We start from the raw sequence: 24021 nt of genomic DNA on the forward strand, positions 1-24021 counted from the left end.
AAAAAAAAAACTATAAAGTTTTAGGAAATTTATAACAACAAACACAAGTTAATTAGAGTAAGAATATAAGTTACTATATGAAGAAATTCCGGTTGTACGGTCTAGTTGTTTTATAATTATAAGCAGAGGAAGAACATAAAATTCGCATCCAAAAACAGATCATACATCTCTAAAATTAGATAAAAAAATTAGCGCATTTAGACTGGTTAACGTCTAAATTTCTTAGTTTCTTCAAAAACATGTTCTAAAATAGCTGCATCTTCTTTTGAGAACTCTAAATCTCTTCTAGCCATAACAACCTGTGCAACTTCAAAAGCTTTTTTGGTTAAATAAGTGGTAAAACCAGCGCTACCACCCCAAGAAAAGCTAGGTACAAAGTTTCTTGGAAAGCCGCTTCCAAAAATATTGGCACTAACGCCTACTACGGTTCCAGTATTAAACATGGTATTAATTCCGCATTTACTATGATCCCCCATCATTAAACCACAAAATTGAAGTCCCGTTTTAGCAAAGCTTTCGGTTGTATAATTCCACAGTCTCACCTCGGCATAGTTATTTTTTAAGTTGGAGTTGTTTGTATCTGCTCCAAGATTACACCATTCTCCAAGCACCGAATTTCCTAAATACCCTTCATGTCCTTTATTAGAATACCCAAAAAGTACCGAATTAGTAACCTCTCCTCCAACTTTACTATGTGGACCAACGGTTGTTGGTCCGTAAATTTTAGCTCCCATTTTTACGGTGGCATGTTCACATAATGCAAAAGGACCTCTAATGAGACTTCCTTCCATAACTTCGGCATCTTTACCAATATAAATAGGACCGTTTGTAGCATTTAGGGTAGCAAATTCGACTTTAGCACCTTCTTCTATAAAAATAGATTCGGCTTTAACAGTATTTACTGTAGCCGGAATGGGTTGCGACTTTCTATTATTTGTAATTAGATCGAAGTCTTCTTGAATGGCTTCACCATTTTTAGAGAAAATATCCCAAGTATGCTCTATTTTAAGAACTTGATCTGTGTACTCAATAGCTTCATAGGTTTCTAAATCTATTTCTTCTTGTGTGTCCTGGGTGTAGAAAGCAATAACATCTTCATCGTGAAAAATAGCCTGATTCTGCTCTAAATTTTTAATCATTTCAACCAAAGTCTGGTTTGGTAAGAAAGAGGCATTAATCATAATGTTCTCTTCCATTTCTACCATGGGGTACTTTTCAGACAAATATTCTTCCGTAACTGTTGTAGTTGTATAATCCAGATAGGCTTCCCATTTTTCTCGAATGGTTAGAATTCCAATTCTAATGTCTGCTACCGGACGTGTAAAAGTAAAAGGCAATAAGTTATTGCGAGATGGGCCATCAAAAAGAATATAGTTCATGAGACATTTATGGTTTTTGGTTGATTACAACTGTTTAACGGGTAAGAATCCCTTCAAAAGTAATTCAAAAAAAGAAAACAAAAAAAGCCTTAGAGATAAATCTTAAGGCTTTATAAAATATGTTGAGACTAAGTTTACTTTTTAAACTTAGCGTATTTGTTTTTAAACTTATCGATACGTCCTGCAGTATCTATTAATTTAGATTTTCCAGTGTAAAATGGGTGAGACGTTCTAGAAATCTCCATTTTTATTAATGGATATTCAACACCATCAACTTCAAGAGTTTCATTTGTATTAGCAGTAGATTTTGTTAAAAACACATCTTCGTTAGACATGTCTTTAAATGCTACTAATCTATAATTTTCTGGATGTATTCCTTTTTTCATCGCTAATTGCTTTAATTGTATTCTATTTTCGAGGTGCAAATTTAAGAATTTTTTACTAATGAGCAATACTTTTAATTTAATTTTTCAATATTAATTAATTTTTAAAATTTTAGCTGTAACGTTTTACTATATTTGTTTACTAACTAACTATAAAAATACTAAAACTATAACCTATATGAAAACTTCAATTAAATCTAATGCAATTAACTATGGCCTATATTTAGGTGGTATTTTATCTTTATTCACTGTTATTGCTTACACCGTAAACTTAGACCTGTTTACAAAATGGTGGTATGGCGTAGGACTAATGATATTAGTAATAGTTTTTGGAATTATCTCTGCCATGACTTCTAAAAAATTAATTGGAGGTATTATTAACTTTAAAGAGGCTTTTTCATCTTATTTTATTGCTGTAGCAGTTGGAGTTGTAATTAGTTCTTTGGTCAGTTTTATTATTTTCAATTTTATAGATCCAGAAGCAGCTACACTTTTACAAGAAAAAATATTAGATTCACAAGTAGCCATGATGCGAGGTTTTGGTGCTCCGGAAGATGCCATTGCCGAAGTAGTCGAGCAAATGGAACAAGAAGACAATATGTTTGCTATAACTAAAGTAGCACAATCTATAGCTTTCCAACTTATTGGTTTTAGTGTGGTTGGACTTATTGTGGCATTAGTAGTAAAAAAAGACGATCCTCAAGCTTAATTAATTTCTTTAGTTTTAGGCCTTAGAATCTTGAAATAATATATATGAATATATCAGTAGTCATACCACTACTTAACGAACAAGAATCATTAACAGAGTTATATGATTGGATTGCAAAAGTTATGCAGTCCAATCATTTTTCTTATGAAATCATTTTTATTGACGATGGGAGCACAGACAATTCCTGGGAAATTATAAATCAATTAAGTCAAAAAGATTCCCAGGTTAAAGGGATTCGTTTTTTAAGAAATTTTGGAAAGTCTCAAGCTTTACATGCAGGTTTTGAAAAAGCTCAAGGCGACGTAGTCATTACAATGGACGCCGATCTTCAAGATAATCCTGAGGAAATTCCTGAGTTGTATAATATGATTGTTTCCCAAAACTACGATATGGTTTCTGGTTGGAAAAAGAAACGTTACGACTCGGTTATTTCTAAAAACTTACCTTCAAAACTATTCAATTATGCAGCCAGGAAAACTTCTGGAGTCAAGCTTCACGACTTTAATTGTGGTTTAAAATCTTACCATAGAGATGTGGTTAAAAACATAGATGTTAATGGCGAAATGCACAGATATATTCCTGTTTTAGCCAAAAATGCAGGTTTTACTAAGATTGGTGAAAAGGTGGTACAGCATCAAGCCAGGAAATATGGAGAAACTAAATTTGGGATGGACCGGTTTATTCATGGGTTTTTAGATTTGGTTACTATTTGGTTTTTATCGCGTTTTGGCCGAAGTCCCATGCATCTCTTTGGAGCATTAGGCTTTTTAATGTTAGCCATTGGTTTTGCCTTTGCTCTTTACCTTGGTATAGATAAGCTATATGTAAATCCTCATGGACGATTAATAACAGATAGACCACAATTTTATATCGCCTTAGTTACTATGATTATAGGAACTCAGTTTTTTGTTGCTGGCTTTTTAGGTGAAATTATCTTAAGAACAAAAGAAAATAAACAACGCTATTTAATTAAAGACGAGCTCAACATTTAGGTTTCAAGATAATTTAAAGTGTATAACCACTTTATCTTTTTTGAAATCCTTATTTTTGCATCACATTTTTTTTGAACATGACATTTATGGAATCTGAACTATTAGAAAGAGCAAATACGTGGTTAACACCAACTTTCGATAAGGACACACAAGCCCAAATAAAAAATTTAATCACCAATCATCCAGAAGAACTTAAAGAGAGTTTTTACAAGAATTTGGAATTTGGAACCGGTGGTATGCGTGGTGTTATGGGAGTAGGCACCAATAGAATTAACAAATATACCCTTGGAAAAAACACGCAAGGTTTAAGCAATTACTTGCATCAGTCTTTTCCAAATACAGATTTAAAAGTAGCTATTGCTTTCGATTGCAGACACAACAGTCAGGCATTAGCCAAGATAGTGGCCAATGTGTTTTCGGCAAATAATATTCAAGTATTTTTATTTGAAGACCTACGTCCTACTCCAGAATTATCTTTTACGTTAAAGCACTTAGGTTGCCATTGTGGAATTGTTCTTACGGCTTCTCATAACCCTCCAGAATACAACGGTTACAAAGTATATTGGCAAGATGGAGGGCAATTAGTACCACCACAAGATGCCGAAATTATAAACGAAATAAACAAGCTAGATTATTCTGAAATTAAATTTGAGGCCAACGAGTCTTTAATTCAAAAAATAGGAAAAGAAGTTGATGATGTCTTTATAAAAGCATCTATAAACAATGGTAGTTTTAATACCCCTCAAGAAGCTAAAGACAATTTAAATATTGTTTTTACCTCGCTTCATGGAACCTCTATAACCATTATTCCAGAAACCTTAAAACAGGCAGGATATCATCAGGTACATATTGTTGAAGAACAAGCGGTGCCAAACGGCGACTTTCCAACGGTAAAATCCCCCAACCCAGAAGAACCTGAAGCTTTAAAAATGGCTTTAGACTTAGCAGAGAAAGTTCAGGGAGATATTGTTATTGGAACAGATCCGGATAGCGACAGGATTGGTGTAGCTGTTAGAGATATTAATGGCAAGATGACCTTACTTAATGGAAATCAAGCCATGTTAATGATGACAGATTTCTTATTAAAACAGTGGCAAAAAGAAGGAAAAATCCAAGGAAAAGAATTTATTGGATCTACGATTGTTTCTACACCTATGATGTCTGTTTTGGCAGAAGCTTATGGCGTAGAATGTAAAATTGGTTTAACCGGTTTTAAATGGATTGCCAAAATGATTAAAGACTTCCCCGAATTGAATTTTATTGGTGGAGGCGAAGAAAGTTTCGGATATATGGTAGGCGATTTTGTAAGAGATAAAGATGCTGTAACGGCCACTCTTCTAGCCTGCGAAATTGCAGCACAGGCTAAAGCTAATGGTTCATCGCTTTACGAGGAATTAATTCAATTGTACGTAAATCATGGTTTTTATAAAGAACGTCTAATTTCAATAACTAAAAAAGGTATTGAGGGCGCTCAAGAAATCAAACAAATGATGATTGATTTTAGAAAAACACCGGCTTCTGTAATTCATAATTCTAACGTAATAAAAATAGAAGATTATCAAAGTTCCATAGCTTTAAACCCAATTACTGGGAAGGAAGAGCCTATTTCTGTACCAAAATCTAACGTCTTAATTTATTATACCGAAGACGGAAGCAAGATTGCTCTAAGACCAAGTGGAACAGAACCAAAAATTAAATTTTATATCAGCGTTAATACTACTTTAAGCTCTGCTTCAGAATTTACTGAAACAGAAAAACAGTTAGAAGCCAAGATAGATGCTATAATTAAAGACATGCAGCTTAACTAAATGAAAAAAATAATATATCAATTATTACCTTTTATAAAGAAGTATAAAAGACATGTTATTTTAAATGTCTTTTTCAACTTACTATACGCGCTCTTTAGTTCTTTAGCATTTATATCTTTAATCCCCATGCTAGATGTTTTATTTGGCAAAACCAAGGTTGTGCAAAAAGCTCCTGTCTGGACAGGAGAGCTTGGAGACATTAAAGAATACGGATTGGGATTACTTAATTATAAGGTAAGTGGATTTTTAGAAGCTGGAAATGCGCAAATGGCATTAGTTATTGTAATAGCCATTGTAATTTCAACATTTATCTTAAAAAATATGTTTGGCTATTTTGCCATGCAACATGTTATGTATCTTAGAAATGGGGTATTAAATGCCTTAAGAAAAGAAATGTTCGAAAAAATTATCCAACTGCCTTTAAGTTTTTATTCTAAAAGACAGAAAGGAGATGTAATGGCGCGAATTTTAGGAGATATCAACGAGATGCAAAATTCCTTTTTTATAATTCTGGAACTTATTGTTAGAGAGCCATTAACTATTGTATTTTCATTAATATTAATGTTTACAATAAGTTGGGAGCTTTCACTTTTTGTCTTGTGTTTTATTCCTATTGCCGGAATTATGATTTCAAGAATAGGTAAAAGCCTAAAAGGAAATTCTTTAAAAGCCCAACAAGAATCAGGGAGGTTAATTTCTATTGTAGAAGAATCTTTGTCGGGTTTAAAAATTGTAAAGAGTTATAATGCTGAGACCATTTTTAGAAATAACTTCACAAATTCTTCCGATAGAATATTAAAATTATCCAATAAAATAGGTGTAAAAAACAATTTAGCAGGACCTGTTAGTGAGGTTTTAGGTATTACAACCATTGCTATATTACTATGGTATGGCGGAAAACTTGTATTAATAGATCAAGCCATTGAAGGCACCACATTTATTGCTTTTATGGGACTAGCATATGCTATTTTAACACCAGCAAAAGCCATTAGTAAAGCTTCTTATAAAGTGAAAAATGGCATGGCTGCTGCCGATCGTGTTTTTGAAATTTTACACGAGGTAGATAATATGCCAGATATACCTAACGCAAGTAAATTAGAAGGTTTTAATGATAACTTATCGGTTAATAATATTTCATTTAAATACGATAACGAACTGGTATTAAAAAACTTTAGTTTAAAGGTTCCAAAAGGAAAAACCGTAGCTCTTGTTGGCCAGTCTGGTTCTGGAAAAAGTACGATTGCCAATCTGGTAACCAGATTTTACGATGTAAATGAAGGTGATATAACTATTGATGGTAAAGACATTAAAACTGTGACTAAACACTCGCTTAGAGATCTTATGGGACTGGTAACACAAGACTCAATCTTGTTTAACGATACTATTAAAAACAATATTTTATTAGGAAAACCTGAAGCTTCTGATGAAGAAGTTATGGAAGCCCTAAAAATTGCCAATGCCTGGGAGTTTGTTAAAGAGCTACCTCAAGGTATAGAAACTAATGTTGGCGATGCTGGAAACAACTTCTCTGGCGGACAAAAACAACGTTTAAGTATTGCGCGTGCTGTTTTAAAGAATCCTCCAATTATGATTCTAGATGAAGCAACTTCTGCCTTAGATACAGAAAGCGAACGTTTGGTTCAAGACGCTTTAGAGAAAATGATGAGAAACAGAACCTCGATTGTTATAGCTCATAGATTATCAACTATTCAGAATGCAGATGAAATTGTTGTTATGCAGAAAGGCGAAATTGTAGAACAAGGAACGCATCTTGAACTTTTAGCTAAAAACGGTATGTATAAGAGATTAGTTGATATGCAAAGTTTCGAGTAAATACATCGATTAAGAATACGAAACTATAGAATAAAAAAAAGGACAATACGAAAATATTGTCCTTTTTTAGTTATGTTAGACGTTGGGGAAATCTAACATATAAGTAGGTTGGTTGATGTAAACATAAAACAAAAAATTATGTTAAACAAATAAAATTTACACTTTATCGGTGTAACCATGCATTTAATCGATGTTTTTACATATAACTCTATAATTTACAACATATTAGCCAAATAACTTTTTTTTGGCATTAAACTATTAGTCTTATAAATGGTCTAATAATAAAATCATCAGGTGATAGACGAGTCTAAATTAATAGAACAGCTTCAATCCAATTCACATAGAGACCGTGCTTTTAAAGAGCTAATAACTCTTTATAAGGAGCGTTTGTATTGGCATATTCGTCATATAGTAAAGTCGCACGATGATACAGATGATGTGCTTCAGAATACATTTATTAAGATTTATAAAAACATTCAAAAATTTAAGGGAGATAGTAAGCTCTATTCTTGGATGTATCGTATAGCCACAAACGAATCTTTGACCTTTGTTCAAAAACGAGCTAAGCATTTACAAATTTCTAACGAGGAAGTGCAGCAGTTTACCATAGATAATTTAAAAGCTGATATTTATTTTGAAGGAAATGATATTCAGCTTAAATTACAAGAAGCCATTGCTACTTTACCAGAAAAGCAACAGTTGGTTTTTAATATGAGGTATTTTCAGGACCTAAAATATAAAGATATGTCCGGTATTTTAGACACCAGCGAAGGAGCGCTGAAAGCATCTTATCATATAGCAGTAAAAAAATTAGAAGACTATTTAACTAACAATTAAACCTTTATAATAAAAAACAGTCTAAACATAGAGATGAATAAAAACAAACTACATAATATCAAGCAATCTGGATTTAAAACTCCAGAAGATTATTTTTCTAATTTGGAAGATAATATTATGTCTCAAATTCATTTAGATAAAAAAATAGATAAAACTGTTTTTAAAACTCCTGAAAGTTATTTCGATTCTCTAGAAGATAGAATTCTTAACAAAATATCAGATAATCAAGAAACAAAAGTTATTTCTTTAGTTACAAAACGAACTCTTATTGCAGTTTCCAGTGTAGCAGCAGCTATTGTTTTACTTTTTAATCTGAATTTATTCTCTAAAGACTTCTCTTTTAGTACTATTGAAACAGAGGTGCTTGAAAAGTATGTGTCAAATCAAGAATTTGATACTTACGATTTAGAAACTGAACTTATTGAAGACATCGACATATCCTCTTTTATTTTAGAAGAATCTATCAGCGATGCCTCCCTGGAAAATTATTTATATAATACCTCAGATTTAGAAGATTTCATTTCTGATTAACCTATTATACCATGAAACATTTTAGCATTTTAATTCTCTTTATTTCCTTAAGTCTAAATACATTTGGACAAGACAAAGACGAAAAGATTAAAGCCCTTAAAACAGCCTATATTACAGAACAGCTTAATCTAACCAAAGCCGAAGCAGAAAAATTCTGGCCTATATATAATGCGTTTGAAATTGAGAAAAACATATTAAAAGACGAAGCTCATAAAGATAGAAGCGACGTTGATTACAGCAAAATAACAGAGGCAGAAGCCAATTCTTTACTTGATGAGATGATTGCTTTAAACAATAGAAGAAGTAATATTTATAACAATCTTATAATCGATTTAAAAAAAGTAATCTCTGCTAAAAAAATTGTATTATTAAAAGAGGCAGAATATAACTTTAAGAAAAAAATGTTTGAGGAATACAGAAAAAGACATCACCCAGACTGTAAGGGGAAATAAGAAGAAAGAAGCCAATTGGCTTCTTTCTTTATTTAAAATATAATTTACTAATTCTGCCTTGTCCAGACGCATAGGCAGTACTATCGTTAATAAACCGTATAGAATAAAAGCCTTCCTTACTTAATTCTTTCCAGGAAACTCCCCCATCCTTACTGTAGTTTACACCTTTAAACCCAACGGCTACCAGCTCCTTCCCTTCTCTATTTGGAATATATTGCACGCAGCTTCTATACCCAGGTTCTTTTCCGTCTGCCACCAGTTGCCAAGTTTTTCCACCATCTGTAGTTTTCATTTTATTAGCTATATTATTTTCTGGTTTCGTATAATCGCCTCCAATGGCAAAGCCATTTCTTTCATCGTAGAAATCAACAGAATACATACCAGTTGTTTCTTGTCCCTGAATAATTGGAGTTTCAAACGCCTCCCAAGTTTCACCTTTATCTGCCGAGTAAAAAATACGACTCACTTTTCCTCCTGTAGCAACCCATGTCTTATCTCCAACCACTGCAATATTGGTATTACTGGCTGCATAGGCAGCTTCCCCTTCTCTATAAAAAGGCAATTTATTACAAGGCACTTTTTTCCATGTTTTTCCGGCATCTCTTGTTATTATAACACTCATACACTCGTCCGTTGGATCTCCTATAGCAATACCTTCCTGTTCGTTCCAAAAGATCATGGCATCGTAAAAAGCTTTTGGATGCTCTTCCAGGTAAACTATGTCCATGCTACCGTAATCTCCAGTCTTAAAAAGTAAAGCCGGACTTGCAACACTCAACATAAAGAAATCTGTACTTGTATGAGCCACTGCTCTAAACTGTAGATCTAAAGAATCAAATTCTTGCTTAGATATTTGCCAGCTTCTTTTGTTTGAGTCATACAAGCCATAAGCACCATTATTAGCAGCAAAAGCTAAGTTTTTATCAGCTAAAAGCTCAATCGCTCTAATACTTAATAGAGAATCTTCTAATATGTTTTCAACCTCAACCGAATTAAAATCTCTTGGAGTAAAAGTCTCTTTCTTAGCACAAGAAACAATTAAAAAAACAATAACAAATCCAATTACACGTATCATACTTATAGTATTAATTAAGAAAATAAAAGTAGTTCTTTAGGTTTAACTAAACAACATTTATCACAATCTAACCAAAAACACCTTGAAAAATGACCTTGAATTAACTAATAAAAAAACATTCGTGAATTCATCTCAATTAACGTAACTTTGCAGGCTTATAAAACTAGAAATGAGATTACACAGGAATTTATGTTTTGCAACTGTCGACGGTTTATTACAAATCTTTAACGAAGGCTTTTATGCAGATAAAGTTATCCAACAATTATTAAAACGTGATAAACGTTGGGGAGCGCGAGATCGTGCTTTTGTTGCCGAAACCACCTACGACATAGTTAGATGGAAACGTTTGTACGCTGAAATTGCAGATGTAAAAGAACCTTTTAGTCGCGACGATATTTGGCGTATATTTGCTGTTTGGGCAACCTTAAGAGGCATTAAATTACCAGATTGGTCTTATTTTGAAAATACGCCGACAAGAAAAATTAAAGGACGTTTTGACGAACTTTCAAAAATTAGAAAATTTAAAGAATCTATTCCAGATTGGCTAGATGAGTTAGGCGAAAAAGAACTAGGCAAAACCGTTTGGACCAAAGAAATAGCTGCTTTAAACGAGCAAGCAGATGTTGTATTAAGAGTAAACACTTTAAAAACAACTAAAGAAAAGTTGCAATCGGAATTATTTGATTTAGATATTGAAACCGAATTTGTAAAAGGGTATCCAGATGCCTTAAAGCTAAAAGAACGCGCTAATGTATTTACAACTGAAGCTTTTAAAAATGGACATTTTGAAGTTCAAGATGCATCTTCTCAATTAGTGGCAGAGTTTTTAAATGTAGAACCAGGAATGCGAGTTGTTGATACCTGCGCTGGAGCTGGTGGTAAAACCTTACATTTGGCTTCTCTAATGGAAAACAAAGGACAGATAATTGCTTTAGACATTTACGATAATAAATTAAAAGAATTAAAACGTAGAGCTAAAAGAAATGGTGCGCACAACATAGAACCAAGACATATTGATACAACTAAAGTTATTAAAAAACTGTACGATAAAGCAGATCGCGTTTTAATAGACGCTCCGTGTTCTGGATTGGGTGTTTTAAGAAGAAATCCTGATGCCAAATGGAAGTTACAACCCGAATTTGTTGAGAACATAAAAAAAACACAACAAGAGATCCTGCAACAATACTCCAGAATGGTGAAAGCTGGAGGGCAATTAGTTTATGCTACATGTTCTATTTTACCTTCAGAAAATAAAAATCAGGTAGATGTATTTTTAGCATCTGATATGGGAAAAGATTTTACTTTTGTAAAAGACAAAAGTGTCTTATCTCATATATCTGGTTTCGACGGATTTTATATGGCCCTATTAGAAAAAAACAATTAAACTTACTATGAAGAACCTTTACATTTTTTTTGCATTTTTATTCTCCATTTGTGCGCAGGCACAAATCCCAAGTAACTATTACGATAGTGCTAATGGGCTTTCTGGTTTTGATTTAAAAACAGAATTAAGCAATATAATTACCAACGGTCATGTAGATCAAGGCTATTCTGAACTACACACTGGTTATGGCACTACAGACATAGACAATACCACCCAATACGATAACGATGGCTATATCTTAGACATGTATTCTGAAAACCCAAACGGTACAGATCCATATAATTTTATCTTAGATACCGATAAATGTGGGAATTACTCAAATGAAGGAGACTGCTATAACAGAGAACATTTAGTACCACAATCATCATTTAATCAAGGGTACCCAATGAGAAGCGATATACATCATGTGTTTCCTACAGATGGAAAAGTAAATGGAATGCGTAGTAATTATGCTTTTGGAACAGTTGGTTCTGCCACAAATACTTCACAAAACGGATCAAAAGTAGGAAACAGTAATGTTCCAGGATTTTCTGGAACTGTGTTCGAACCAATTGATGAGTTTAAAGGAGATATTGCAAGAGCCGTACTTTACTTTGCTGTTAGATATGAAAACACTATCGATGGATATACTAGTTTTGACATGTTTAACGGAACTAACGATCAAGTTTTTTACCCTTGGGCCATTGATTTGCTTTTAAGCTGGCACGCTAACGATCCTGTTACTCCTAAAGAAATTGCCAGAAACATAGCAGCTTACAACTTTCAAGGAAATGCGAATCCGTTTGTAGATCATCCAGAATATGCTAATCTTATTTGGAATCCAAATCCAGATACCGAAGCTCCAACTGCTCCTACAAATTTAGTAGCCTCTAATCCTACAGACAATTCTGTATTTTTAACCTGGACAGCTGCAACAGACAATACAGGAGTAACCTCTTATGATATTTACGTAGATGGCAGCAACACTTTTAATACAAGCAATACCTCTTTTACTGTCACCGGTTTAATGGCTGCTACGGAATATTGTTTTACTGTTAAAGCAAGAGATGCAGCTGCAAATCAATCTGATTTTAGTAACCAAGCCTGTGAAACAACTACCAATAATGGTGCGGGAACAGATTGTTTCGCTGAAAGTTTTGAAAATATTCCAGCTAACTCTGGTTCTTATTCAACCAGAACCTGGACCGGCGACGATGGCGGAAATTGGACAGCAACAGATGCACGTACAGACCAAACTTTAAACAATAGAGCAATTACCGTTAGAAACGGTGTAATTACTGCACCTACAACTTCTGGAGGGATTGGAGCATTTACTGTTTCAACGAAACGTGTATATGGTGGATCTAGCGGAACTTTCAACTTAAAAGTAAATGGAAGTGTTGTGGGTACTATTGCTTACGGAGACCAAGATGTTTCTCAAACAATAACGATTCCAAATATAAATATAGAAGGTAATGTTTCCGTTGTAATTGATGGTAACAGCAGCACCTCAAACAGAGTTGTTTTCGACGATTTATCCTGGACCTGTTATTCTACTATTGGTATTGGAGAACACTCACTAAACGAATTATCCATTTATCCTAACCCAGTAGAGAATCGATTAAATATTCAAATTAAAGACGCACAAGAAACACAAATTGAAATATATAATATTCTGGGAAAAGTAGTTTTTTCAAAAACCTTACAAAAATCTCAAAGCATTGCGCTTGATCATTTAAAAACAGGTGTTTATATTATAAAACTAACTCAGGGCAGTTCTACAATAACTAAGAAGTTAATAAAACAATAAATTTAAAAGCGACTTTAACGAGTCGCTTTTTTTTGTTCAAAACCTCGTGGATAACTCAAAATTTTCAGCAACTTAAATAGCATTTATTACGTTGAAAAAAAGTAAATTTGCATTTTTAAACAACCTGCCAGCCAAATTAGGAAGGCAACTTTAATATATACATAATGATTCATTTCTTCGGAAACCAAAACAGTAAGGTATTTGCTGTTCAAGCAACAAAAGAATTGTCAACAGAAACCATCTCTAAATTGGTATGGTTATTTGGCAACCAGCCAAAAATAGAACAAGCATCTCTAGATGCTTTTTTTGTTGGGCCTAGAGCGGCAATGATTACTCCTTGGAGTACCAACGCTATGGAAATTACCCAAAACATGGGAATTGAAGGTATTATTCGTATTGAAGAATTTGAAGCTTCTACAGAAGATTTCAAAGATTTCGACCCCATGATTTCTGAAAAATATAACGGGTTAAATCAGGATTCCTTCACCATTCATATTAAACCTGAATCTATTCTCGATATTGAAGATATTTCGGCATACAACCAACAAGAAGGTCTGGCTTTAAACGATGAAGAAATAGCCTATTTAGAAGGGGTTTCTAAAAAAATTGGACGACCTCTCACAGATTCTGAAGTCTTTGGTTTCTCTCAAGTCAATTCAGAGCACTGTCGCCATAAAATCTTTAATGGGACATTTATTATTGATGGTGAAGAAAAACCAAGTTCTCTTTTTAAATTAATCAAAGAGACTTCAAAACAACATCCTAACGATATTGTTTCGGCATACAAAGACAATGTGGCTTTTGTAAAAGGTCCAAGAGTGGAGCAATTTGCTCCAAAAACAGCCGATAAACCTGATTTTTACGAAATTAAAGAATATGATTCTGTAATTTCTTTAAAGGCTGAAACACATAACTTTCCAACCACCGTAGAACCATTTAATGGAGCCGCAACAGGTTCTGGAGGAGAAATAAGAGATCGATTAGCAGGAGGAAAAGGCTCACTTCCTTTAGCCGGAACCGCTGTTTATATGACATCCTACTCCAGATTAGAAGAAACTCGTCCTTGGGAACAAAAAATGGAAGCGCGTCCGTGGCTATATCAAACACCCATGGATATTTTAATAAAAGCAAGTAACGGTGCTTCAGACTTTGGAAACAAATTTGGTCAACCCTTAATTTGTGGTTCTGTTTTAACCTTTGAACATGACGAAGCAGAAAGTGCGATTATAGATAGCAAAACAAAATCTAACAGAAAGTTAGGCTTCGACAAGGTTATTATGCAAGCCGGAGGTATTGGTTATGGCAAGGTAGATCAAGCTATAAAAGACACTCCTAAAACAGGTGATAAAATTGTTATTCTTGGAGGAGAAAACTACAGAATTGGAATGGGAGGTGCAGCTGTTTCATCTGCAGATACTGGAGAATTTTCATCAGGAATCGAATTAAATGCCGTGCAACGTTCCAATCCAGAAATGCAAAAACGTGCTGCCAACGCTGTACGTGGTATGGTAGAAAGCGATGAAAACCATATTGTTTCTATTCACGATCATGGTGCTGGAGGACATTTAAACTGTCTATCAGAATTAGTTGAAGATACTGGCGGACATATCGACTTAGATAGTTTACCAGTTGGAGACCCTACCCTATCAGCAAAAGAAATTATTGGAAATGAATCTCAAGAACGTATGGGCTTGGTTATTTCTAACAAACATATTGAAACCTTACAAAAAATAGCCGATCGTGAGCGTTCTCCAATGTATACCGTTGGAGATGTTACAGGAAACGACAGATTTACCTTCGAATCTAAAACCACAGGACAAAAACCTATGGATTTAGCTTTGGAAGATATGTTTGGAAGCTCTCCAAAAACCATCATGACGGACAAATCCATTGACAGGAATTATGGTGGAATTTCTTATGATACGAAAAAGTTTTACGACTATCTAGATCAATTACTTTTATTAGAAGCCGTTGGCTGTAAAGACTGGTTAACAAATAAAGTAGACCGTTGCGTGGGCGGAAAAGTTGCCAAACAACAATGTACAGGTCCTTTACAATTACCTCTAAATAATGTAGGGGTTATGGCTTTAGATTATAAGGGCAAAGAAGGTGTTGCAACCTCCATTGGCCATGCGCCTATTTCCGGATTAATCAATCCGGCTGCAGGAAGTAGAAATGCCATTACAGAAGCTTTAACCAATTTAGTTTGGGCGCCTTTAAAAGATGGCTTACACAGTGTTTCTTTATCTGCAAACTGGATGTGGCCTTGTAAAAACGAAGGAGAAGATGCCAGACTTTACGATGCTGTAGAAGCGGTTTCGGAATTCTCAATTGGATTAGGTATTAATGTGCCCACGGGAAAAGATTCGCTTTCTATGAAACAGAAATATCCAAATGAAGAAGTTATTTCTCCAGGAACTGTTATTATTTCAGCTGCAGGAAATTGTAATGATATAACCAAAGTAGTAGAACCTGTTTTAAACAAAAACGGTGGAAACATATATTATATTAATATTTCGCAAGACGACTTTAAACTAGGAGGAAGTTCCTTTGCACAAATAATGAATAAGGTTGGAAATAACACTCCTAATGTGAAAAGTTCTGAATATGTAAAAACAGTATTCAACACCATTCAAAGCTTAATTAAAGACGAAAAAATCCTTGCTGGGCACGATGTAGCTTCTGGAGGATTAATTACAACTTTACTTGAAATGTGTTTTGCAGATAATAATTTAGGAGCCGAATTAGATATTACAGCATTAAATGAAAGAGATTCTTTTAAAGTTTTATTTTCCGAAAATTCAGGAATTGTTTTCCAAGCGAAAGATTCATCTGTTGAAAAAGTTTTAGAGGCTGCAAATATTGAGTTTTTCAACATAGGAAAGGTTCAAGAAAGTGATGTTTTAAGTGTAATCAATCAGCAAGACGTATTTGTAATGACCGTGTCAAGATTACGTGACGTTTGGTATAAAACTTCTTTTTTACTTGACAATAAGCAAACAGCAAACGGACTTGCAAAAGACCGATTTGACAATTATAAAAATCAGCCCTTACAGTATACATTCCCAAAACATTTCACAGGAAAACTAAAAAATATTATGCCTACGGACAACTCACAAGTTTCTGCTAAAGTACGTCCAAAAGCAGCTATCTTACGTGAAAAAGGATCAAATTCTGAACGTGAAATGGCTAATGCCATGTATTTAGCAGGTTTTGATGTAAAAGATGTACATATGACCGATTTAATTTCGGGTCGTGAAACCTTGGAAGATATTCAATTTATTGGTGCTGTTGGCGGATTTTCAAATTCCGATGTTTTAGGCTCTGCCAAAGGTTGGGCTGGTGCATTTAAATACAATGAAAAAGCAAATACCGCTTTAAAGAATTTCTTTAAAAGAGAAGACACACTTTCGGTTGGTATCTGTAATGGCGCGCAACTTTGGATGGAATTAGAATTAGTAAATCCGGAGCACGATACACATGGAAAATTAACTTATAACGATTCTAAAAAACATGAGAGCGGATTTACATCTGTAGAAATTCAGAAAAATAATTCCGTGATGCTTTCGTCGTTAGAAGGCTGTAAATTGGGTGTTTGGATTTCTCATGGAGAGGGAAAATTCAGCTTACCTAAAGAAGAAAATAATTATCATATTGTTGCTAAATATGGTTATGAAGGATATCCGGCAAATCCAAATGGCTCCAGTTTCAATACAGCCATGATGTGCGATAAAACTGGAAGACACTTAGTTACTATGCCACATATTGAGCGTTCTATCTTTCAATGGAACTGGGCAAACTATCCAGAGAACAGAAAAGACGAAGTTTCACCTTGGTTAGAAGCTTTTGAAAATGCTAAAAAATGGATAGAGAATAAAAAATAACATTTTTAATCGATTATAAATCAGGGAGCTTGAATTATTCAAGCTCCTTTTTTTGTGCAGTTATTTTAATATCGTTTTTTTTTCATAATTTGCATGTCTTCAAATTTCATAACAAATGACTCAAATTACCAGACTTTTTGATTTCCCTTATTACCAATTGGAAACTTATAACTTAGATAGAGCTTTAACCTCCAAATATAATGGTAAGTGGCAATCCATTTCAACTCAAGAATACATAGATCAAGCCAATGCTATAAGTCGTGGTTTACTGCGTTTAGGGGTGCAACCAAACGATAAAATTGCGGTCATTTCTACCACCAATAGAACAGAATGGAACGTTGTAGATATAGGAATTCTGCAAACAGGTGCTCAAAATGTACCTATTTACCCAACCATTTCGAAAGAGGACTATGATTATATTTTAAATCATTCTGAAGCCACTTACTGTTTTGTTTCAGACGCTGGAATTCTGGAGAAATTGAACGATGTTAAAGACAATACAAAATTAAAAGGCATATACACCTTTGATGATGTTGCAAATGAAAAAAGCTGGAAAGAGATTCTGGAACTCGGTAAAGACACGAGTAACCAAAAAGAAGTTGAAGAACGAAAAGCTGCCATAACAACGGACGACTTAGCAACCTTAATATATACCTCTGGAACTACCGGAAGACCTAAAGGTGTGATGCTATCTCATAAAAACATTGTATCGAATGTCCTCGATAGTGAGAAACGTGTTCCATTTGATTATGGCCATTCTAAATCCTTAAGCTTTTTACCAGTTTGTCATGTCTTTGAACGTATGATTCTTTATTTATACCAATATTGCGGGGTGGAAATTTATTTTGCAGAATCCATAGATAAGATGGGAGATAATTTAAAAGAAATTAAACCTCATGTTATGACTGCAGTTCCAAGATTGTATGAAAAAGTATTTGACAAAATTGTTGCTAAAGGTGGAGATCTCTCAGGCATTAAAAAAGCACTTTTCTTTTGGGCCGTAAATTTAGGTTTAAAATATGAGCCTTACGGTGCTAACGGATGGTGGTACGAAACACAACTTAAATTAGCCAGAAAACTCATTTTCAGTAAATGGAAAGAAGGTTTAGGTGGACAATTGGATTTAATGGTTTCAGGAAGTGCTGCTTTACAACCAAGACTAACCAGAGTTTTTGCTGCTGCCGAAATGCCAATTATGGAAGGTTATGGTCTTACCGAGACCTCTCCAGTTATTGCTGTAAACGACCAAAGAGATGGAGGTTTCAAAATTGGAACCGTTGGAAAGGTTATAGACAATGTGGAAGTTAAAATAGCAGAAGATGGCGAAATCCTAGTAAAAGGCCCCAATATTATGAAAGGCTATTATAAAGACCCAGGAAAAACAGCAGAAGTTTTTACAGGCGATTATTTCCATACCGGAGATATTGGCGAAGTTGATCAATACGGTTTCTTAAAAATTACCGACAGGAAAAAAGAAATGTTTAAAACTTCAGGCGGAAAATATGTGGCTCCTGCTCAATTAGAAAACAAACTAAAACAATCTCCTTTTATAGAGCAAATAATGGTTATTGGAGAAGGCGAAAAAATGCCGGCAGCTCTAATTCAGGTAAATTATGAATTTATTGAAGAATGGGCTAAAAGACATGATATTTCTTTCTCTTCAGAAAAAGATCTTATCTCTAAGCAAAAACTTATAGATAGAATTCAAGAAGAAGTAGATGAAGCTAACGAAAAGTTCGGGCATTGGGAACAAATTAAGAAATTTGAAATCACCCCAGATATTTGGAGTATAGATGCAGGACACCTAACCCCTACAATGAAAATGAAACGGAAGGTTATAAAAGAAATATATAAAGACCTTATCGAAAAAATATATCGCCCATAAGCTTCAAACTCCTTATTTTATTAAGGAGTTTTTTTTTGTCTTTTCCGAATGTAATTTTTTTCAATTTATTATGCGTGCATAATAAATTTTTATTACCTTTGAGTTTATAAAACTAACTAATGAAAGATAAGACCATTGATTACGTTCTCAGAACCACTTGGTTAGCGGTACAAAAAATGTACAATGAAGAAGCTGTTAAATATGAAAGCACTATGGCTACGGGCTTTACTTTATTAAGTATCGACCCTGAAAAAGGCACACCTTCTACTTCTCTTGGACCAAAAATGGGGATGGAAGCTACTAGTCTCTCGAGAATATTAAAAACGATGGAAACCCGTGGATTAATTGAAAGAAAACCTAATCCTGAAGATGGTCGAGGCGTTCTTATTTATTTAACCGATTTTGGTAAAGAGAAAAGAGAATATTCCAGAGATCGTGTATTAAAGTTTAATGAAGCCATTAGAAAAAATGTCCCTTTAGATAAATTAATTACGTTTTATGAGGTAGCAGATACCATAAACGATTTAATATCTAACAAGAAAATTTATACCAACGAAGTAAATACAAAATATTAATTGATAAATCATTTAGAATAAAATGAATACCAGACGTATAAAAAAAATAGCAATTATTGGTTCCGGAATAATGGGATCTGGAATTGCATGTCATTTTGCCAATATTGGCGTGGATGTGCTATTACTAGATATAGTTCCAAGAGAACCTAACGAAGCCGAAAAAGCTAAAGGTTTAACTTTAGAAGACAAGGCTGTAAGAAATAGAATTGTAAACGATTCTTTAACGGCTTCTTTAAAGTCGAAACCCTCCCCTATTTATACCGCTTCTTTTGCCAAAAGAATTACAACTGGAAACTTAGAAGATGATATTTCTAAAGTAAAGGATGTAGATTGGATTATGGAAGTAGTTGTGGAGCGTCTAGATATAAAAAAGCAGGTTTTCGAAAAACTTGAAAAATATAGAACTCCTGGAACTCTAATTACCTCAAATACGTCGGGAATTCCTATTCATTTTATGAGTGAAGGACGAAGTGAAGATTTCCAAAAACATTTCTGTGGAACGCACTTTTTCAACCCAGCACGTTACCTAAAGTTATTCGAGATAATTCCTGGACCAAAAACAGATGCTTCTGTTTTAGATTTCTTAAATGAGTACGGAGAAAAATTCTTAGGAAAAACATCTGTTATTGCAAAAGACACACCAGCTTTTATTGGAAATAGAATTGGAATTTTTGGAATTCAAAGTTTATTTCATCAGGTAAAAGAAATGAATTTAACGGTTGAAGAGGTTGATAAATTGACTGGACCTGTAATTGGTCGCCCAAAATCTGCAACCTTTAGAACGGTTGACGTTGTTGGTTTGGATACCTTGGTTCATGTTGCAAACGGTATCTACGAAAACTGTCCGAAAGATGAAGCCCATGAGCTTTTTAAACTCCCAGGTTTTATCAATACCATGATGGAGAATAAATGGTTAGGAAGCAAAACAGGTCAAGGATTCTACAAAAAAGTAAAAGGAGATAAAGGTAAGAGTGAAATCCTTACTTTAGATTTAGACACTTTAGAGTATCGTTCTAAAAAAAGAGCCTCTTTTGCTACTTTAGAACTTACTAAAACAGTTGATAAAGTTATTGACCGTTTCCCTATTCTAGTCTCTGGAAAAGATAAAGCTGGAGAATTTTATAGAAAGAACTTTGCCGCTATGTTTGCTTATGTCTCAAACAGAATTCCAGAAATTACAGATGAATTTTACAAGATAGACGATGCCATGAAAGCAGGTTTTGGTTGGGAACATGGTCCTTTCCAGATTTGGGATGCAGTTGGCGTAGAAAAAGGTATTGAATTAATGCGCTCTGAAGGTCTAGAACCTAACGCTTGGGTAAATGATATGGTGGCCTCTGGTAATAAATCTTTTTATACGGTAAAAGATGGAGCTACTTACTTTTATAATATACCAACCAAGTCGCAAGAAAAAATTCCAGGACAAGATGCCTTTATTATTTTAGATAATATTAGAAAATCTAATGAAGTCTTTAAAAACTCAGGAGTAGTTATAGAAGATTTAGGAGATGGTATATTAAACTGCGAATTTCAATCTAAAATGAATACCATTGGTGGAGACGTTTTGGCTGGATTAAATAAAGCAATCGATTTAGCAGAAAAAGATTTTGCCGGATTGGTTGTAGGTAATCAAGCTGCAAACTTTTCAGTTGGTGCCAATATTGGAATGATTTTTATGATGGCTGCCGAACAAGAATACGACGAACTTAATATGGCTATCAAGTATTTCCAAGATACCATGATGCGTATGCGCTATTCCGCAATTCCAACTGTTTCTGCTCCTCATGGTATGGCCTTAGGTGGTGGTTGCGAATTATCATTACATGCCGATAAAGTAGTTGCAGCTGCTGAAACTTATATGGGACTTGTGGAGTTTGGTGTAGGCGTAATTCCTGGTGGAGGTGGTTCTAAAGAGATGGCCTTAAGAGCACAAGATCTTTTTCAAAAAGGAGATGTTAAATTAAACATCTTACAAGAACACTTCTTAACAATAGGAATGGCTAAAGTATCGACTTCTGCTTACGAAGCTTTCGATTTAAACTTATTACAAAAAGGAAAAGATGTGGTTGTAGTAAATAAAGACCGCCAAATAGCTGTTGCAAAACAACATGCTAAATTAATGGCAGACTCAGGATACACACAACCTATAAAGCGTACAGATGTTAAAGTGCTTGGAAAACAAGCCCTGGGAATGTTTTTAGTTGGAACAGACTCTATGGAAGACAGTAATTATATTAGCGAACACGACAAAAAAATAGCTAATAAACTGGCCTATGTTATGGCTGGAGGAGATTTATCTGAACCAACCTTTGTTAATGAGCAATATTTATTGGATTTAGAACGTGAAGCTTTTCTTTCATTATGTACCGAGAGAAAAACACTTGAGCGTATTCAGCATATGTTGAAAACTGGGAAACCACTAAGAAATTAGAAACAAGACGGATAGAACCTAGACACTAGACAGATGGCGCGACATAATTTTAAAAAACTAAAAGTATGGCAAGATGGAATTAAACTTGTTAGAGATAATTATAGATTAACAAGAACATTTCCAGATTTCGAAAGATTCAACTTGATTAGCCAAATGAACAGATGTTCTGTTTCTATTCCTTCTAATATTTCTGAAGGTTCAAGTAAAAGCACAAACAGACATTTTAAGAAATATCTTGAGAGTAGTCTTGGTTCAGCTTTCGAATGGGAAACACAATTAATAATTTCTTATAATGAAGAATATTTAGATAAAAATAAGTTTGAAGAATTAGAAAATAAAATATTACAAATTAAAAAATGTTAGGAAAGTTTATTGACAACTTAGATGATTAGTCTAATTTCTAATCGTCTAAATTTTAGACTCTCTTTTCAAAATATAATATAAAACTATGAGCAAACAAGCATATATAGTAAAAGCATACAGAACAGCCGTAGGGAAAGCACCTAAAGGTGTGTTCCGTTTTAAAAGAACAGATGAATTGGCAGCAGAAACCATCAAATACATGATGAAAGAATTGCCAAATTTAGATCCAAAACGTATTGACGATGTTATCGTTGGAAATGCGATGCCAGAAGGAGCTCAAGGATTAAATATGGCACGATTAATCTCTTTAATGGGATTAGATATCGTAGATGTTCCTGGAGTAACTGTTAACCGTTTTTGTTCTTCAGGTATTGAAACAATTGCCATGGCATCAGCTAAAATTCAAGCTGGAATGGCAGATTGTATCATTGCAGGTGGTGCAGAAAGTATGAGTGCCGTTCCAATGACAGGTTTTAAACCAGAGCTAAATTACGACATTGTAAAAGCTGGACACGAAGATTATTATTGGGGCATGGGAAACACAGCCGAAGCAGTTGCTAAGCAATTTAATGTATCTCGTGAAGACCAAGATGAGTTTGCCTATCATTCACATATGAAAGCCTTAAAAGCTCAAGCTGAAAATCGTTTTCAAGATCAAATTGTACCTATTGAAGTAGAAGAGAATTATATAGATGCAAACGGAAAAAAAGCAACAAGAACATATACAGTAACCAAAGATGAAGGTCCTAGAAAAGGAACAAATCTTGAGGCACTGGCAAAACTAAGAGCTGTATTTGCAGCTGGAGGAAGTGTAACTGCTGGTAACTCGTCTCAAATGAGTGATGGAGCTGCTTTTGTTATGGTTATGAGCGAAGATATGGTTAAAGAATTAGGCTTAGAACCAATTGCACGTTTAGTAAATTATGCTGCAGCTGGTGTTGAACCAAGAATTATGGGAATTGGCCCAGTAAAAGCCATTCCTAAAGCCTTAAAATTAGCAGGATTAAAGCAGGACGACCTAGAGCTTATAGAATTAAACGAGGCCTTTGCCTCACAATCCTTAGCAGTTATTCGTGAATTGAATTTAAATCCAGACCTTGTTAATGTGAACGGAGGAGCCATTGCCTTAGGTCATCCACTTGGTTGTACAGGAGCAAAACTTTCTGTGCAATTATTCGATGAAATGCGAAAACGAAGTATGGTAGGAAAATATGGTGCAGTAACCATGTGCGTAGGAACAGGTCAAGGAGCTTGTGGGATATTTGAATTTTTAAAATAGAACCAAGACTGTTAGAGCCAAGAACCAAGACCAAAATGCACAACTTTAAAAAACTTAAAATTTGGCAAGAAGGAATAAACCTTGTAGAAGATAATTATCGACTTACTAGAACTTTTCCAGATTTTGAAAAATTTGGATTAGTTGTACAAATGAATCGCTGTTCCGTTTCAATTCCTTCAAATATTTCTGAAGGTAGCAGTAAAAGTACAGATAAACATTTTAACAAATATCTTGAGAACAGTTTAGGTTCTGCATTTGAGTCGGAAACACAACTTATCGTCGCTTACAACGAAAACTATTTATCAAAAGAAAAGTTTAACGAATTACAACATAAAATAATACAAATTCAAAAAATGATTTCAAGTTTTCAATCCGGATTAAATCTTTAGTCCTGATTCTTGGTTCTTGAATCTTTTAATCTAAAAAAAAAAA

The 24021-nt window shown here is 34.2% G+C and carries 19 protein-coding genes; 16 read left to right on the plus strand and 3 right to left on the minus strand.

Annotated elements, in window-relative coordinates:
• Nucleotides 1–206: 206 nt before the first annotated feature.
• Both OS188_RS14075 and OS188_RS14080 read right to left on the minus strand, forming a co-directional pair.
• Nucleotides 207–1379: a GlmU family protein gene (locus OS188_RS14075; RefSeq protein WP_267149495.1), complete on the minus strand. Its 1173-nt coding sequence runs from the start codon at nt 1377–1379 to the stop codon at nt 207–209.
• A 134-nt stretch (nt 1380–1513) separates the two neighbouring features.
• Entirely contained in the window at nt 1514–1765 is a 252-nt protein-coding gene (locus OS188_RS14080; RefSeq protein ID WP_267149496.1) for a type B 50S ribosomal protein L31, read from the minus strand.
• Between the two features lie 175 nt (nt 1766–1940).
• On the opposite strand from OS188_RS14080, the gene OS188_RS14085 reads away from it, so the two are divergent.
• The 7 genes from OS188_RS14085 to OS188_RS14115 all read left to right on the plus strand — a co-directional run bounded on the left by OS188_RS14085 (nt 1941) and on the right by OS188_RS14115 (nt 8924).
• Nucleotides 1941–2471: a DUF4199 domain-containing protein gene (locus OS188_RS14085; protein ID WP_267149497.1), complete on the plus strand. Its 531-nt coding sequence runs from the start codon at nt 1941–1943 to the stop codon at nt 2469–2471.
• Nucleotides 2472–2515: 44 nt separating this feature from the next.
• Complete coding sequence (locus tag OS188_RS14090) at nt 2516–3463, plus strand: glycosyltransferase family 2 protein (protein ID WP_267149498.1); 948 nt, start codon at nt 2516–2518, stop codon at nt 3461–3463.
• 86 nt (nt 3464–3549) lie between these two features.
• Nucleotides 3550–5271, plus strand: coding sequence for a phospho-sugar mutase (locus OS188_RS14095; RefSeq protein WP_416236550.1), 1722 nt, complete (start codon nt 3550–3552; stop codon nt 5269–5271).
• Nucleotides 5272–7104 carry an ABC transporter ATP-binding protein gene (locus OS188_RS14100; RefSeq protein WP_267149500.1) on the plus strand — a complete coding sequence of 611 codons (1833 nt, stop codon included), beginning with the start codon at nt 5272–5274 and terminating at the stop codon, nt 7102–7104.
• A gap of 294 nt (nt 7105–7398) precedes the next feature.
• Nucleotides 7399–7941: an RNA polymerase sigma factor gene (locus OS188_RS14105; protein WP_267149501.1), complete on the plus strand. Its 543-nt coding sequence runs from the start codon at nt 7399–7401 to the stop codon at nt 7939–7941.
• A 33-nt stretch (nt 7942–7974) separates the two neighbouring features.
• Nucleotides 7975–8472, plus strand: a complete 498-nt coding sequence (locus tag OS188_RS14110; protein WP_267149502.1) for a hypothetical protein — start codon at nt 7975–7977, stop codon at nt 8470–8472.
• An 11-nt stretch (nt 8473–8483) separates the two neighbouring features.
• On the plus strand, nt 8484–8924 hold the full coding sequence (locus tag OS188_RS14115) for a hypothetical protein (RefSeq protein ID WP_267149503.1): 441 nt from the start codon (nt 8484–8486) through the stop codon (nt 8922–8924).
• Between the two features lie 28 nt (nt 8925–8952).
• On the opposite strand, the gene OS188_RS14120 is transcribed toward OS188_RS14115, so the two are convergent.
• Entirely contained in the window at nt 8953–9999 is a 1047-nt protein-coding gene (locus tag OS188_RS14120) for a WD40/YVTN/BNR-like repeat-containing protein (protein ID WP_267149504.1), read from the minus strand.
• Between the two features lie 169 nt (nt 10000–10168).
• Here OS188_RS14120 and OS188_RS14125 point away from each other — a divergent pair, with 169 nt between their 5' ends.
• The 9 genes from OS188_RS14125 (at nt 10169) to OS188_RS14165 (ending at nt 23978) form a co-directional block, all read left to right on the plus strand.
• Entirely contained in the window at nt 10169–11383 is a 1215-nt protein-coding gene (locus OS188_RS14125; protein WP_267149505.1) for an RsmB/NOP family class I SAM-dependent RNA methyltransferase, read from the plus strand.
• A 7-nt stretch (nt 11384–11390) separates the two neighbouring features.
• Complete coding sequence (locus OS188_RS14130; protein ID WP_267149506.1) at nt 11391–13172, plus strand: endonuclease; 1782 nt, start codon at nt 11391–11393, stop codon at nt 13170–13172.
• A 164-nt stretch (nt 13173–13336) separates the two neighbouring features.
• Nucleotides 13337–17056 carry a phosphoribosylformylglycinamidine synthase gene (purL, locus tag OS188_RS14135; protein ID WP_267149507.1) on the plus strand — a complete coding sequence of 1240 codons (3720 nt, stop codon included), beginning with the start codon at nt 13337–13339 and terminating at the stop codon, nt 17054–17056.
• A 115-nt stretch (nt 17057–17171) separates the two neighbouring features.
• Nucleotides 17172–18941, plus strand: coding sequence for an AMP-dependent synthetase/ligase (locus tag OS188_RS14140; protein WP_267149508.1), 1770 nt, complete (start codon nt 17172–17174; stop codon nt 18939–18941).
• A gap of 119 nt (nt 18942–19060) precedes the next feature.
• Nucleotides 19061–19516 carry a MarR family winged helix-turn-helix transcriptional regulator gene (locus OS188_RS14145; RefSeq protein WP_267149509.1) on the plus strand — a complete coding sequence of 152 codons (456 nt, stop codon included), beginning with the start codon at nt 19061–19063 and terminating at the stop codon, nt 19514–19516.
• A gap of 22 nt (nt 19517–19538) precedes the next feature.
• Complete coding sequence (locus OS188_RS14150; protein WP_267149510.1) at nt 19539–21947, plus strand: 3-hydroxyacyl-CoA dehydrogenase/enoyl-CoA hydratase family protein; 2409 nt, start codon at nt 19539–19541, stop codon at nt 21945–21947.
• 33 nt (nt 21948–21980) lie between these two features.
• The gene (locus OS188_RS14155) at nt 21981–22310 is read left to right on the plus strand and encodes a four helix bundle protein (protein WP_267149511.1); all 330 of its coding nucleotides are present in this window, start codon (nt 21981–21983) and stop codon (nt 22308–22310) included.
• Between the two features lie 85 nt (nt 22311–22395).
• Nucleotides 22396–23589 carry an acetyl-CoA C-acyltransferase gene (locus OS188_RS14160; protein WP_267149512.1) on the plus strand — a complete coding sequence of 398 codons (1194 nt, stop codon included), beginning with the start codon at nt 22396–22398 and terminating at the stop codon, nt 23587–23589.
• Between the two features lie 35 nt (nt 23590–23624).
• Nucleotides 23625–23978 carry a four helix bundle protein gene (locus OS188_RS14165; protein ID WP_267149513.1) on the plus strand — a complete coding sequence of 118 codons (354 nt, stop codon included), beginning with the start codon at nt 23625–23627 and terminating at the stop codon, nt 23976–23978.
• Nucleotides 23979–24021 lie beyond the last annotated feature (43 nt).

The organism is Xanthomarina sp. F1114 (assembly GCF_026410255.1).
Taxonomy (GTDB): domain Bacteria; phylum Bacteroidota; class Bacteroidia; order Flavobacteriales; family Flavobacteriaceae; genus Xanthomarina.

Excerpts from the sequence above, each read along its gene's own strand:
- OS188_RS14130 (WP_267149506.1), top strand. The coding sequence starts at position 11,391 with ATGAAGAACCTTTACATTTTTTTTGCATTTTTATTCTCCATTTGTGCG.
- OS188_RS14110 (WP_267149502.1), top strand. The coding sequence starts at position 7,975 with ATGAATAAAAACAAACTACATAATATCAAGCAATCTGGATTTAAAACT.
- OS188_RS14095 (WP_416236550.1), top strand. The coding sequence starts at position 3,550 with ATGGAATCTGAACTATTAGAAAGAGCAAATACGTGGTTAACACCAACT.
- OS188_RS14100 (WP_267149500.1), top strand. The coding sequence starts at position 5,272 with ATGAAAAAAATAATATATCAATTATTACCTTTTATAAAGAAGTATAAA.
- OS188_RS14140 (WP_267149508.1), top strand. The coding sequence starts at position 17,172 with ATGACTCAAATTACCAGACTTTTTGATTTCCCTTATTACCAATTGGAA.
- OS188_RS14115 (WP_267149503.1), top strand. The coding sequence starts at position 8,484 with ATGAAACATTTTAGCATTTTAATTCTCTTTATTTCCTTAAGTCTAAAT.
- OS188_RS14085 (WP_267149497.1), top strand. The coding sequence starts at position 1,941 with ATGAAAACTTCAATTAAATCTAATGCAATTAACTATGGCCTATATTTA.
- OS188_RS14165 (WP_267149513.1), top strand. The coding sequence starts at position 23,625 with ATGCACAACTTTAAAAAACTTAAAATTTGGCAAGAAGGAATAAACCTT.
- purL (WP_267149507.1), top strand. The coding sequence starts at position 13,337 with ATGATTCATTTCTTCGGAAACCAAAACAGTAAGGTATTTGCTGTTCAA.
- OS188_RS14155 (WP_267149511.1), top strand. The coding sequence starts at position 21,981 with ATGGCGCGACATAATTTTAAAAAACTAAAAGTATGGCAAGATGGAATT.
- OS188_RS14150 (WP_267149510.1), top strand. The coding sequence starts at position 19,539 with ATGAATACCAGACGTATAAAAAAAATAGCAATTATTGGTTCCGGAATA.
- OS188_RS14160 (WP_267149512.1), top strand. The coding sequence starts at position 22,396 with ATGAGCAAACAAGCATATATAGTAAAAGCATACAGAACAGCCGTAGGG.
- OS188_RS14090 (WP_267149498.1), top strand. The coding sequence starts at position 2,516 with ATGAATATATCAGTAGTCATACCACTACTTAACGAACAAGAATCATTA.
- OS188_RS14120 (WP_267149504.1), bottom strand. The coding sequence starts at position 9,999 with ATGATACGTGTAATTGGATTTGTTATTGTTTTTTTAATTGTTTCTTGT.
- OS188_RS14145 (WP_267149509.1), top strand. The coding sequence starts at position 19,061 with ATGAAAGATAAGACCATTGATTACGTTCTCAGAACCACTTGGTTAGCG.
- OS188_RS14125 (WP_267149505.1), top strand. The coding sequence starts at position 10,169 with ATGAGATTACACAGGAATTTATGTTTTGCAACTGTCGACGGTTTATTA.
- OS188_RS14080 (WP_267149496.1), bottom strand. The coding sequence starts at position 1,765 with ATGAAAAAAGGAATACATCCAGAAAATTATAGATTAGTAGCATTTAAA.
- OS188_RS14075 (WP_267149495.1), bottom strand. The coding sequence starts at position 1,379 with ATGAACTATATTCTTTTTGATGGCCCATCTCGCAATAACTTATTGCCT.